Origin of the sequence: Vibrio sp. B1FLJ16 (genome assembly GCF_905175385.1) — a bacterium.
Taxonomy (GTDB): domain Bacteria; phylum Pseudomonadota; class Gammaproteobacteria; order Enterobacterales; family Vibrionaceae; genus Vibrio.
Map to the genome: position 1 here is coordinate 2,826,301 of NZ_HG992749.1, position 12,466 is coordinate 2,838,766.

The following is a 12,466-nucleotide window of genomic DNA, read 5'->3' on the forward strand; positions in this document are numbered from 1 at the left end:
TCATTTCCATCTTTGACAACAATAATGTGGCAGGTAACTCTCAAGTGCGAAAACACAATCATCCAGTGCTCCGCTCGGCTATTTTACTAACTTGTGCTTTATCTGCCATGCTCCCCCTCACCTCTTCTGCTGCCAGCCAGCAAGAACTCAAAGGTGTATCCAGCGAAATCAATCGCCAGAAGAAGGCTCTCAGCTCGCAGGAAAAGCAGCTGAACGAGCTGCAGAAATCCTTAAAAGATCAAGAGTTGGGGATTTCCACGATAGAACGTGAAATCAAGCAGACCAAAGCCGAACTCACTCAAGCCGATAAAAATATTGATAATCTGGAAGAAAAAATAGCTCAGCAAGAGAGCCAGCGACAGGCTCAAGAGCAAGACCTCAAGCAACTGCTGCAAACCTATTACGTTACCGAGCGCGCCAAGGCTAACGGCCATCTGCTCAATCAAGGCGTGGAAGAAGACCGCATCAGTCAGTACTTTCAGCATCTGGCAAAAGCCCGCGCAGAAGTGATTGACGCAATCACCAAAACCACTCAGGAGCTGGAGCACAACAAAAACCAGCTGGATCTGGAAAAACAACAGATTGAAACCTTGCTCAGACAACAGTCAGAGAAACGCACTGCACTGGCAAGTACACAAACCAAACGTAAGCAGACGCTGAATAAAATCCAGAGCAGTATTACCAATGACAAACGCTATCTGGCTGAGCTGCAGCGTAATGAAACCCGCTTAAAAGCTGAGATCGCCAAGGCTGCAAAACGTAACGCTGTCCCGATGGACGGTTTAACAAAGCAGCGCGGAAAACTTCCATGGCCGATTAGCGGCAGTGTTCTGCATAACTTCGGCTCGCGCCAGACCGGTCAGGTAAACTGGAAAGGCATGGTGTTAGCAGCACGGTATGGTCAGCCGGTCAAAGCGGTTTACCCGGGAACTGTCGTGTTCGCTGAGTACTTGCGCGGCTACGGTTTAGTCGTACTACTCGACCACGGTAAAGGCGATATGACCCTTTACGGATACAACCAGGCTCTGACGAAGAAAGAAGGTGATAAAGTCACGGCCGGGGAAGTCATTGCTTTAGCAGGTGATACGGGAGGTCAGGACAGAGCGTCGCTCTACTTCGAAATTCGTCGCAACAGTGAAGCCCAGAACCCGAAGTCGTGGCTAAAGAGCCTGTAAGCACAACCTCCATGAAAATATAACGGCTCCCAACAGAGAGCCGTTAACGTTTCTTCCAAATTAAAAACAGGAATGATCTCAGCCTAGGCTAGTTGGCTGGTGCATAATATTTACGCTCTATCATCTCTTGTAATAGCGAATGTTTCACTTCGACCTGCGGCGCTGCTCGTTGTGGAGCAAGGGCTTCAACACCATACTCGTCAGCATTACAGTATGAGTCCGTTTTCCATTCTCCGACAGTTTCAACTGTCACATTACCAGTTTCATCAACCACAAAGTCAAACACAGCCCAACAGTCGGTTGCATCACCCGCCGGTGGCAAGAATACCGCGCGCTGACCAGAGTAATTTAACTCTACGTGAGCAGGAGAAGCGGCAATGTCGCTGATACCCGAAAAATGTTTCACCGCATAGCTGTAGCGCCCCGCGAACGGGAATGAAGTAATGGTCGTAATCTCCGGACCAAAGCTGCTGGTGTCATCTACGTCGAGCCAGATCTCACTGCCAGTACCCTCAAAGATTTCTGTTTGATTGGCAAAGTAAACCAGAAACGATTCTTCTCCGGATTCTGAGCTAGGGCCAAAGAACTGGGTATCGAGGTCGCTGGGATGCTGACCCCATGTAAGCTTGACCACGGCCGCCGACGGCTCTAACGTAATACAGTTCCCCAGTGTAGTATCCTCCTCCGTTGTATAAATGCTGGTAGTACGGCTTAAACCTGCATTAGTTTTTACAGAAAGCAACACTCCTGAGTTCATTTTCGCCGGGATAGTGAACAAACCTTGTTCGTTTGTCGTTTGCCACGCAGTGCCTAAATAATTGATACCCTGAGTACGAACTTCCGCAAGCTCTACCGGGTTACTTTCACTGTCGACCACACAACCATGAATTTGTACTGTTTCGTAAAGTCGGTCAGCATTCCACGTAGTAAAGTGAGTAACCGTGCCTACGTAGTAACTCACGCCGTTAACTGTCACCAAAGCGGCACTGCCCTCTTCGACCCAATATCCGGTAGCCTCATCAAAGTAGTAAAGCGGGATTGTCTCAGGTGCTGACAGCGAGCCGGATGCAAGTGGTATTCTCACTGTTGCGGTTTGCCCTTCGGCGAGGTTATAGCTTTTGCCTGCTTCATCTTCAAAGGTAACATTGACTGCACCAAAACTCTCGATGAGCCCGACTTCACCGGATTCAGTACTAAGCGTTTCAAAATTGCCCGGCATTAAATTCGGATCGACGGTCGGGTCAATGATAGTGATTTCCGCAAGAACAGGAACAGAAGGCGCGTTGCCTTGCTCATCAACCAGAGCATTGTCAGCAAGTGAAACGACAGCTAAATCTGAAACCGTCAGGTCAATGGCATTATTATCAGAAATTATTACCGTGCCGTTGACTGGCTGTAAGAACAGACTCACGGTTTGATCAGTTGCAGACAGCAACTTACTGTGTTCACCGTAATCGGCAGCATCTGCGTTAACCACGATACGTTCAGCTTCATCCATTACGATCACAGACATTGCACCTTCACTGTCTGTGGTACCGGTTACCAGCATCTCCTGCTCGCCTTTAATCGCGTTGACTTCAATCGAAGTATTTTCAATGAGTTCGCCGGTAAAGTAATCTTGCGCCTGTACAGATAATAAGATACTCGGATTCACGGTCACGGTACGAGTTTCAGAAGACGTATTGCCGGAGCTGTCAGCTGCACTGTATGTCAAAGTGTAAGTCCCTTCAGCATCGTTTGAAACGCTCCCCGAAGTCGTGACAATCAGTTCACCTTCAAATGAGTCCGTGGCACTTGCACCAGGATCAGTGAATGCTTCTCGCGCGAGAATCGACATAGCCGGACTACCTGAAAGGGAGATTACAGGAGCCGTAGTATCAACCACCGTGACTTCTCTCGTCGCAGTCGATGAGTTACCAGCGGCATCCGTAGCAGTATAGATGACGGTATAAACGCCGAGTGTTGAAGTGTCAACATCGCCAGAAGTAGTGACAATGACATTACCGTCGATGTCATCCAGAGCAGATGCATTAAGCTCATTATAAGCCGTACCGGCTTCTACGGTCATAGCTTGAAGACCAGCGAGTGTAATAACCGGAGCTGTTGTATCTTTGCTGCCGAAGCAGATGAATCATTTCCGCCGTCACTGCCACCACAACCAGCCAGCAACAGAGCCCCCAATAACGGCACCCCTGCCGTTATCCCTTTTACTTTTTTCATTATTTATCCTTAGAACATAGACCAACATGACCTGTCCAGACCTCTTGATGTTGTGAAGTTCAATACGTCAGTTGCGCAGAATTCATCACCGAGTAGTGGCGTTCGCCTGTTATTTGTCAGAGGTATAACTGAACAGCGGCAAATTATAGGAGATCCTGCTTCAGGAAATGATGCCAGACAGCCACTAAATATGATGTTTCCGTCGCACCTTCAAATGAAACAAATTGCTCAATCCAGTTAAATCATGCCATTGATATTATTAACAATTTACCCAAACGGGTTATGTGTCATCATCAGAGGTAGCGTCCCTACGAAGAGGAGATGAGAGCAGGTAGAACTTTTATCCACGGAAAAACTCAGAGGGCGGGAGAGTTACCGTGAAGCTATCGAAAGGGTGGGCTACTTGAGGAACAACTAATACTTAACCGCTCTTAAACAAGTGGCCATCAGTATTAGTCTAACTTTAAACAGATAAAAAAATCCCCGGGAGTAACTCCCGGGGATTAGTGCAGAATAAGCAGAAACAATGGCTATTTATAGGCGTACTCGCTACGCGTAGTACGTTTCAACTGCATCAATAAACGCAGTTACATCATCTCTACTCAATGCGTTAACCCCCGCAGCGGCTTCACGACCACCACCGGTCGGGAACTGCCCGCAGACCGCAACTGCCCCCTGCTTGTTATTCAATGGAGCACGCAGTGAAACCGTATAAGTGCCGTCGGCATTTTCGGTTAACACCGCATGCGCAGAATCCGGGTTCTGGTTTGCAAGCCAGTTACCATAAACCCCGCTGATACGACGGGATGCTGCGTTATCCGGTAGCTCAAACAGTTTTAGCTTTTCACTTGCATGTCTCGCTGGCACTGCCTGAGCTGCATCCATATCTTGTTGGTAAGCAGACTGCAGCTGGTAGTAAGGTGAGGTTTTATCTTCAATTACATCGAAAGGAGAGGTGTACTGAAGCAGCGAACGGTACAGTTCCGCTGGATGAAAGTGTAAATCATCTACTTTTGAGCCGTAGCCGTTATAGTTGATTAGCGTGCCTAACTCTTTGAGTTGTGCTTTCTGCTCCGCAGAGAAGCCAGCAATATCAGCCAGTTCATCAGCTTTAGCAATAAGGTTGTCACCGTAAGCAGCCGTAATTGCCCAGGCATGGAAACGCCCCTGCAAAAGTTTATCGACAATCAAAGCGGTGCACATGTTGGCATCTAAATCGATGTACGCATCCAGGTTACCGTGCTGAGGGATATCTCCGGCTTTATGATGATCCGCATAAAAGACATGAGCACCCTGAGCCAGCACCCGCTCCAGACCTGCCATATTCTTTTCCATAGAAATGTCTAGCACCGTGAGCTCATCACCCGCTTGTGCATCCACAGTATCTACCAGCTTAATATCGCGCTTTACGCCGGTTACTAGCTTGGTATCAATAGGGTCTGCCAGACGAAGTTGCAGCAGAGCGATGATACCGTCAGCATCACCATTAAAAATATCGTAGTTCATAAAATGATAGTTCCTTTATCGAGAGCGGTATCCAGCAGTCATTTAGCATAAAAACTCTATTGTGCGCGGTAAGTGCCGCAAGTCAACTCACGTTTCGACTCGAAAATGAGAGTACTATTCGAAATTTTTAATGATAGTAAAATCTAGCCCTGTTGTGCGCTAAAACCGTCTTCCAGTAACAACAGCTGCTCCAGCCCCTGCTCGGTGGCAACGGGTTTAACAACATTGATCATCTGCAGCATGCCTTGTCGCACCATTTGCTCTGTAATCTGCGTTTTCGATAACATGGCAAACTGATAGGAAAGCCAGCTACAGGCAATTAAATGCAGCGTACAGACCAGTGATTTCAACTGCTGCTGATCCATGTCCAGCAGCTTGAGTGCAACAAACTCCTGCATGATCTCAATTAAGTTTCCTCGCAGGCTATCTTGCACAGTAATATACTGTTCGTGGAGCAGTTCATCCCGCGATAAAATCTCAGGCAGATTTGCGTAGAAAAAACGGTACTTCCACATCAGCGTGAACGTCGAATCTAGGTAGCTCTTCAGCATAGTCAGGCTTTCTTTAGAGCCTTTAAGAGGGGTAAATCTTTCTAAAAGTTCTGCTGAATAAAGCGCAAAGATTTCGCGAACGATCTCCTGCTTATTGCGAAAATGGTAATAAAGATTACCCGGACTGATTTCGATGTGATCGGCAATGTGATTGGTGGTGATATTACGTTCACCATGTTGGTTAAACAACTCCAGTGCCGCGTGGACAATTTTGTCGCGCGTTTTCATTGTTATCGTATTCCCTTTTCCTTAACGAAAAGAGTATAGCGACTTCACTAACTTAGGTCGATAGAGGCTACAAATACGGCAACTTAGCAGACCAGTTACATCCATCTGCTAAATTCGTTAAATAGCCCGGACTTGGGGCAAATCACCCGGAGCTCTAGGACTTAAGCAACAGGAAACGGAAATGCCGTGACCTGATCGATATGTTCACATCCAAGAGCCAGCATAATGAGCCGGTCAATGCCCAGAGCAACCCCTGCACAATCAGGTAACCCTGATTCAAGAGCGGCAATCAGATGATAATCAATCGGCTGAGGCTTCAGCCCCATTTCCAGACGCTTCAGGTTATCTTGTTCAAAGCGTGCTAACTGCTCTTTCGGATTATCCAGTTCGTGAAACCCATTCGCGAGTTCTATCCCTTTAAAGTACACCTCAAAGCGATCGGCCACACGCTGATCGGATGGATTTATTTTAGCCAGAGCCGCCTGCGATGCCGGGAAATCATAAACAAATGCGGGAACGTGCTGGCCAATTTTATTTTCGACACCAACACTAAACAGCAGTTGCAACAGCGTATCGCGATCATTTTCAGGTTCAGCGATATCACTCAGTCCGAGTTGACCCGCCACAACTTTGAGCTCATCCAACGAGCCTTCTAATGGACAAACGCCAAGTACTTGGATAAACGCCTGCTGGTAAGTCATTCGCTCTGCTGCACCACATTTCAGCACCTTCTGCAGTAGATCATCCATCTCATCCATCAATTGGTGATGATCAAACCCCACCCGGTACCATTCCAACATGGTGAACTCCGGATTGTGATAGCGGCCGTTTTCTTCATTACGAAAAGCTTTATTAATCTGGTAAATGCAGCCACTACCCGCCGCCAGCAAACGCTTCATGTGAAACTCAGGGCTGGTCATAAAAAACAGCTTACTGCCATCCGCATAACCGGGGCCGACGAACTCGGTCTGGAAAGTATGCAAATGAATATCCGTTACTGTTGCATGGCTCATGGCAGGCGTATCGACTTCCATTACCTGACGTTCAGAGAAAAACTGACGAATGGAGGCGATTAATGTGGCACGTTGGCGCAATTGTTCAATAGAAGCAGTTGGTTGCCAGTTCGTTTGCATAACGGATCTCTCATAACTCAAAGATGACGAATTGAGCTGCCATTCTACATGCTTTTTCTTCCGGGAGAGAATGGAATTCCTACGTTCTCGCGGTCGCTTGCTTCACAGAGCCATATCAGTTGAAGCCAAAATTTTTCGTACTACAAGGCAAAAAACAACATCCGTAACAAAAGCCATTTTCAACGGCAAAAAATACCCGCAACACTCCGTTAACATTCATTAAGTTGCTGTAGCTATAGTGAAAATCCGCGCCGTGATAACAATCACATAACCTGTAATTTTTATGCCCTTAAGTGCATTACCCGAGAAAAAACCTAAATACATCAATATTTATCTGATATCGCTCCACTACACTAGCTTTACTACTCTTGGAGAGCTCTTCTTAAGAGCCCCCACAATCACAATAACAAGCGGATTTCCGCATCACACACTGGAGGATAACTGTGCAAACTATCACCACAGATATCGCAGTCATCGGCGCTGGCGGCGCTGGTCTTCGTACTGCTATTGCAGCAGCAGAGGCAAACCCTGATTTAGAAGTTGCTTTGATTTCTAAAGTGTATCCAATGCGCTCACATACAGTCGCAGCGGAGGGTGGCTCAGCGGCAGTTATCAAGGATGAAGATAGCTTAGACAACCACTTCAACGATACTGTTGGCGGTGGCGACTGGCTATGTGAACAGGACGTTGTTGAATACTTTGTAGAAAACGCAACCCGTGAAATGATCCAAATGGAGCAATGGGGTTGTCCGTGGAGCCGTAAAGATAACGGCGAAGTCAACGTTCGCCGCTTTGGCGGTATGAAAGTGGAACGTACCTGGTTTGCCGCCGATAAAACCGGCTTCCACATGCTGCATACCCTGTTCCAGACTTCAATGAAGTACAGCAATATCAACCGTTTTGATGAGTATTTTGTACTGGATCTGCTTGTTGACGACGGTGAGGTGCAAGGCCTGATTGCCATTCACATGTCGGAAGGTGAACTGGTTACCATCAAAGCGAAATCAGTTGTACTTGCAACCGGTGGCGCGGGACGTGTTTACCACTGTAACACCAACGGTGGCATCGTAACTGGCGATGGGATGGCAATGGCTTATCGTCACGGCGTTCCTCTGCGTGATATGGAATTCGTTCAGTACCACCCGACAGGCCTTCCTGGTACCGGTATTCTGATGACTGAAGGTTGCCGTGGTGAAGGCGGGATTATTGTCAATAAAGATGGATACCGTTACCTGCAAGACTACGGCATGGGACCTGAAACTCCGGTAGGTGAGCCGAAAAACAAATACATGGAACTGGGTCCGCGTGACAAAGTTTCTCAAGCTTTCTGGCACGAACAACAGAAAGGCAACACCATCAAACACCCGCTTGGTGATGTGGTACACCTCGATCTTCGCCATCTGGGTGAAGAGTACCTGCAAGAACGTCTGCCGTTCATCTGTGAACTGGCAAAAGCTTATGTGAACGTTGATCCAGCAAAAGAGCCGATTCCAATCCGTCCGACCGTGCACTACACCATGGGTGGTATCGAAACTGACGGCGGCTGTGAAACTCGCATCAAAGGTCTGTTCGCTGTTGGTGAATGTGCTTCTGTTGGTCTGCATGGTGCGAACCGTCTTGGCTCTAACTCACTGGCAGAGTTTGTGGTATTTGGCCGCGTTGCAGGTGAAAACGCTGTGAAACGTGCTGCCGAATTCAAGGGCTGGAACGATAGCGCTATTGATGCTCAGGTGAAGGAAGTCGAAGAGCGCATTGCTGACCTGATGAATCAGGAAGGTGATGAAAACTGGGCAGATATCCGTACTGAAATGGGTCATACCATGGAAGCAGGTTGTGGTATCTACCGTCAGGAAGACCTGATGCAAGAAACCATCGACAAAATCACAGAGCTGAAAGAGCGTTACAAGCACATCAGCATCAAAGACAAAGGCAAAGTGTTCAATACTGATCTGCTCTACGCGATTGAAGTGGGTTACGGCCTTGAAGTTGCAGAAGCAATGGTTCACTCAGCGATTCTGCGTAAAGAGTCTCGCGGTGCTCACCAGCGTTTAGACGATGGTTGTACTGAGCGTGATGACGTGAACTTCCTCAAACACTCACTCGCATTCTATCAGCCAGATTCAGCGCCGAGCATTGACTACAGCAATGTAAAAATTACTAAGTCTCAGCCTAAAGCGCGTCTGTACGGAGAAGCTGCAGAGAAAGCAGCGGCAGAAGAAGCAGCAGCGAAGAACGCAGAGGAGCAAGCATAATGTCAGCAAACCGCATCCAAAAAGTAGACATTCTGCGTTATGACCCGGAACAGGACGCAGAGCCGCATTTACAGACCTTCGAAGTACCCTTCGACCAAACCATGTCAGTGCTCGACGCGATTGGTTACATCAAAGACAACCTGGATAAAGACCTGTCTTACCGCTGGTCTTGCCGTATGGCGATCTGTGGCTCGTGCGGCATCATGGTCAATGGCGTACCTAAGCTAGCATGCAAGAGCTTCTTACGTGACTACCCAAATGGCCTAAAAATCGAACCATTAGCGAACTTCCCTATCGAGAAAGACCTGATTGTTGATATGACGCCGTTTATCGAGCGCCTTGAAGCGATCAAACCTTACATCATCGGTAACGATCGTAAACCTGAAGACGGCACCAACCTGCAAACGCCTGAGCAGATGGCCAAATACAAGCAGTTTGCCGGCTGTATCAACTGTGGTCTTTGCTACGCAGCGTGTCCGCAGTTCGGTTTAAACCCGGAGTTTATCGGCCCTGCAGCGCTGACACTGGCACACCGTTACAATCTGGACAGCCGTGACAACGGCAAAGCCGAGCGTATGAAGCTGATTAACGGCGACAACGGTGCCTGGGGCTGTACGTTTGTAGGCTACTGTTCTGAAGTGTGTCCGAAGAGCGTTGATCCTGCTGCTGCGGTAAACCAAGGCAAAGTAGAGTCATCAATGGACTTCGTCATCTCGATGTTTAAACCTGATGGTTCACCAAAGAAAGAGGAAGCATAAGGATGAGTAACCGTAAACCTTACGTTCGTGAAGTAAAACGCACCTGGTGGAAAGATCATCCGTTCTATCGCTTCTACATGGTACGTGAAGCGACAGTACTGCCGCTGATCCTGTTCACCATCTTCCTGACCTTCGGTCTGGGTTCACTAGTGAAAGGGCCGGAAGCATGGCAAGGTTGGTTAGCGTTCATGGCAAACCCTATCGTCATCGCAATCAACATCGTTGCCCTGCTTGGCAGTCTATTCCACGCTCAAACCTTCTTCAGCATGATGCCGCAGGTGATGCCAATTCGCCTTAAAGGCAAACCTGTTGATAAGAAGATTATCGTAATGACTCAGTGGGCAGCGGTCGCTTTCATCTCACTGATCGTTCTCATCGTGGTTTAAGGAGCTGAGTAATGAAACCAAATTATAGTGTAAACACAGCGCCAAAACGCTCGGATGAGCCAATCTGGTGGGGGCTATTTGGTGCAGGCGGTACTTGGTTTGCGATGATCACGCCAATTACCGTACTTGTACTCGGCATCTTGGTACCACTCGGCGTAATTGATGCGCAAGCATTAAGCTACGAGCGTGTATCAGGATTTGCCACCAGCATCATTGGTGCGCTGTTCATCATTGGCACCCTGGCACTGCCAATGTGGCATGCGATGCACCGTGTTCACCACGGCATGCACGACCTGAAGTTCCACACTGGAGTGGCAGGTAAAGTGGCATGTTATGCGTTCGCTGGTCTCATCAGTGCACTCTCAGTGATTTTTATCTTCATGATTTAATCTGCTGTTATAAAAAGAAAAAGCTGGCTAAATGCCAGCTTTTTTAGTTTTAGGTCACCTATGATCTTTTTGCTTTTTTAAGCTTTTGACCACCCATGATCTATTTACTTATGGAGCTGCACCTTCTACTGTTCTTATAACCCTTTCAGCCTACAAAACCAGAAGCTACAGGCAATAAAAAAGGCCGCCGAAGCGACCTTTTTCATCTGATACGTCTGGGGGAATTACTTCACACGACCTACGTATTCACCAGTACGAGTGTCAACTTTGATCACTTCGCCGATTGCGATGAATAACGGAACACGTACTACAGCGCCAGTTGACAGTGTAGCTGGTTTACCACCAGTACCTTGAGTATCACCTTTCAGACCTGGATCAGTGTCAGTAACTTCCAGCTCAACAAAGTTTGGCGGCGTTACTGAGATCGGGTTACCATTCCATAGCGTGATCATACAAGTGTTGTTTTCTACCAACCATTTAGCGTTGTCGCCAACCGCTTTCGCATCTGCAGCGATCTGCTCAAATGTTTCACTGTTCATAAAGTGGTAGAATTCGCCGTCTGAATATAGATAATCTAGGTCGATATCCATTACGTCTGCCACTTCGCAAGTGTCACCAGACTTGAATGTTTTCTCTAGCACTTTACCAGAAAGAAGTTTACGAATTTTCACGCGGTTGAACGCCTGGCCTTTACCTGGTTTAACGTATTCGTTTTCCAGAATTACGCAAGGCTCGTTATCAAGCATTAACTTAAGACCGCCTTTAAATTCATTGGTGCTAACTGTAGCCATTTTTTCCTCTTACATTCTTAGAGCTAAATTCAATGCCGCACATAATAACCCGAAAAGTCGATTCTGTTGAGCAAAACTGGCTCAAACAGTTGGCGAATGGGATCTCTGATCCTGCAAAATTGCTCGAAATTCTCGAAATTGATCCGTCGCCGTGGCAAGACGGGTTTGCTGCGCGCAAGCTGTTTGCACAGCGTGTACCGCAAAGTTTTGTCGATAGGATGGAAAAAGGCAATCCTAATGACCCTCTTTTACGTCAGGTTTTACCGTTAAGTGAAGAGTTTGAAGTCCACGCGGGTTATTCTAATGATCCATTAGAAGAACAGGACAACGATATTCCCGGTTTACTGCACAAATATCGCAATCGGGTATTGATGATAGTTAAAGGCGGCTGTGCGGTGAATTGTCGCTACTGCTTTCGCCGCCATTTTCCCTATCAAGACAATAAAAGTGGCAAGCACGCTTGGACGCAAAGCCTAGAGTATATCGCCCAGCAGCCTGAGATTAATGAAGTGATCTTCTCCGGTGGCGATCCACTAATGGCAAAAGATGATGAAATTCAGTGGTTGATTGAGCGCATTGCTCAGATCCCGCATATCAAACGCCTGCGTATTCACAGCCGCTTACCTGTGGTGATCCCGGCCCGAATCACAGATGCACTCTGCCAGATGCTCAGCGCATCACGCCTGCAGGTTGTTCTGGTTACCCACATCAACCACGCTAACGAAATCAATCCAGAGCTCACAGCCCAGCTGTTCAAGCTAAAACAGTCTGGCGTTACGCTTCTTAACCAAAGCGTACTGCTCAAAGGTGTTAATGATTCAGAAGATGCACAAGTTGCCTTAAGTGAAGCCTTGTTTGATGCCGGGATTTTACCTTACTACTTACACGTATTAGACAAAGTACAAGGTGCTGCCCACTACTTCGTTGGCGATCAGGAAGCGAAAGAGATCATGCGCGGGGTAATTACGCGAGTGTCGGGTTATCTGGTACCAAAACTCACGCGGGAGATCGGCGGCAGACCAAGTAAAACGCCATTGGATCTGCATTTAGAATAATCGAGTGAGGCTAAATTAATTT

Annotated in this window: 12 protein-coding genes; 6 read left to right on the plus strand and 6 right to left on the minus strand. The window is 47.5% G+C overall.

Translation table 11 applies throughout. The features are described 5' to 3' along the window. Window positions 1–26: 26 nt before the first annotated feature. Window positions 27–1,175: a murein hydrolase activator EnvC gene (locus KHN79_RS12940; protein ID WP_182011367.1), complete on the plus strand. Its 1,149-nt coding sequence runs from the start codon at window positions 27–29 to the stop codon at window positions 1,173–1,175. 88 nt (window positions 1,176–1,263) lie between these two features. Here KHN79_RS12940 and KHN79_RS12945 read toward each other — a convergent pair whose 3' ends face one another. From KHN79_RS12945 to epmA, 5 genes are all read right to left on the minus strand, one after another. Beyond that, window positions 1,264–3,243, minus strand: coding sequence for a DUF5011 domain-containing protein (locus tag KHN79_RS12945; RefSeq protein ID WP_211907250.1), 1,980 nt, complete (start codon window positions 3,241–3,243; stop codon window positions 1,264–1,266). After that, window positions 3,240–3,395: a hypothetical protein gene (locus KHN79_RS12950; RefSeq protein WP_211907251.1), complete on the minus strand. Its 156-nt coding sequence runs from the start codon at window positions 3,393–3,395 to the stop codon at window positions 3,240–3,242. Before KHN79_RS12950 ends, KHN79_RS12945 begins: the two co-directional genes overlap by 4 nt. Window positions 3,396–3,944: 549 nt before the next feature. Then, complete coding sequence (locus tag KHN79_RS12955; protein ID WP_182011365.1) at window positions 3,945–4,901, minus strand: DHH family phosphoesterase; 957 nt, start codon at window positions 4,899–4,901, stop codon at window positions 3,945–3,947. Between the two features lie 143 nt (window positions 4,902–5,044). Next, entirely contained in the window at window positions 5,045–5,680 is a 636-nt protein-coding gene (locus KHN79_RS12960) for a TetR/AcrR family transcriptional regulator (protein WP_182011364.1), read from the minus strand. A gap of 161 nt (window positions 5,681–5,841) precedes the next feature. Beyond that, the gene (gene epmA, locus KHN79_RS12965; protein WP_182011363.1) at window positions 5,842–6,813 is read right to left on the minus strand and encodes an elongation factor P--(R)-beta-lysine ligase; all 972 of its coding nucleotides are present in this window, start codon (window positions 6,811–6,813) and stop codon (window positions 5,842–5,844) included. Between the two features lie 443 nt (window positions 6,814–7,256). Between epmA and frdA the strand changes: the two genes are divergently transcribed. Genes frdA through frdD form a run of 4 tightly spaced genes read left to right on the plus strand, consistent with a single transcriptional unit; the run spans window position 7,257 to window position 10,598 of the window. Beyond that, on the plus strand, window positions 7,257–9,065 hold the full coding sequence (gene frdA / locus KHN79_RS12970; protein ID WP_182011362.1) for a fumarate reductase (quinol) flavoprotein subunit: 1,809 nt from the start codon (window positions 7,257–7,259) through the stop codon (window positions 9,063–9,065). Continuing rightward, window positions 9,065–9,823 (plus strand): succinate dehydrogenase/fumarate reductase iron-sulfur subunit, encoded by a 759-nt coding sequence (locus tag KHN79_RS12975; protein WP_182011361.1) that lies wholly within the window; start codon window positions 9,065–9,067, stop codon window positions 9,821–9,823. Before frdA ends, KHN79_RS12975 begins: the two co-directional genes overlap by 1 nt. 2 nt (window positions 9,824–9,825) lie before the next feature. Further along, window positions 9,826–10,209 carry a fumarate reductase subunit FrdC gene (gene frdC / locus KHN79_RS12980; protein ID WP_182011360.1) on the plus strand — a complete coding sequence of 128 codons (384 nt, stop codon included), beginning with the start codon at window positions 9,826–9,828 and terminating at the stop codon, window positions 10,207–10,209. Between the two features lie 11 nt (window positions 10,210–10,220). After that, window positions 10,221–10,598, plus strand: a complete 378-nt coding sequence (gene frdD, locus KHN79_RS12985; RefSeq protein ID WP_182011359.1) for a fumarate reductase subunit FrdD — start codon at window positions 10,221–10,223, stop codon at window positions 10,596–10,598. A gap of 224 nt (window positions 10,599–10,822) precedes the next feature. Here frdD and efp read toward each other — a convergent pair whose 3' ends face one another. Beyond that, the gene (efp, locus tag KHN79_RS12990; protein ID WP_182011358.1) at window positions 10,823–11,389 is read right to left on the minus strand and encodes an elongation factor P; all 567 of its coding nucleotides are present in this window, start codon (window positions 11,387–11,389) and stop codon (window positions 10,823–10,825) included. A 32-nt stretch (window positions 11,390–11,421) separates the two neighbouring features. On the opposite strand from efp, the gene epmB reads away from it, so the two are divergent. Beyond that, window positions 11,422–12,444 carry an EF-P beta-lysylation protein EpmB gene (gene epmB / locus KHN79_RS12995; RefSeq protein WP_182011357.1) on the plus strand — a complete coding sequence of 341 codons (1,023 nt, stop codon included), beginning with the start codon at window positions 11,422–11,424 and terminating at the stop codon, window positions 12,442–12,444. The last annotated feature ends 22 nt before the right edge of the window (window positions 12,445–12,466 follow it).

What these genes read in the sequence shown, in the direction of transcription:
- KHN79_RS12945 (WP_211907250.1), bottom strand. Translation starts at nt 3,243, where the DNA reads ATGACCGTAGAAGCCGGTACGGCTTATAATGAGCTTAATGCATCTGCT.
- KHN79_RS12950 (WP_211907251.1), bottom strand. Translation starts at nt 3,395, where the DNA reads ATGAAAAAAGTAAAAGGGATAACGGCAGGGGTGCCGTTATTGGGGGCT.
- KHN79_RS12955 (WP_182011365.1), bottom strand. Translation starts at nt 4,901, where the DNA reads ATGAACTACGATATTTTTAATGGTGATGCTGACGGTATCATCGCTCTG.
- KHN79_RS12960 (WP_182011364.1), bottom strand. Translation starts at nt 5,680, where the DNA reads ATGAAAACGCGCGACAAAATTGTCCACGCGGCACTGGAGTTGTTTAAC.
- epmA (WP_182011363.1), bottom strand. Translation starts at nt 6,813, where the DNA reads ATGCAAACGAACTGGCAACCAACTGCTTCTATTGAACAATTGCGCCAA.
- KHN79_RS12975 (WP_182011361.1), top strand. Translation starts at nt 9,065, where the DNA reads ATGTCAGCAAACCGCATCCAAAAAGTAGACATTCTGCGTTATGACCCG.
- frdC (WP_182011360.1), top strand. Translation starts at nt 9,826, where the DNA reads ATGAGTAACCGTAAACCTTACGTTCGTGAAGTAAAACGCACCTGGTGG.
- frdD (WP_182011359.1), top strand. Translation starts at nt 10,221, where the DNA reads ATGAAACCAAATTATAGTGTAAACACAGCGCCAAAACGCTCGGATGAG.
- efp (WP_182011358.1), bottom strand. Translation starts at nt 11,389, where the DNA reads ATGGCTACAGTTAGCACCAATGAATTTAAAGGCGGTCTTAAGTTAATG.
- epmB (WP_182011357.1), top strand. Translation starts at nt 11,422, where the DNA reads ATGCCGCACATAATAACCCGAAAAGTCGATTCTGTTGAGCAAAACTGG.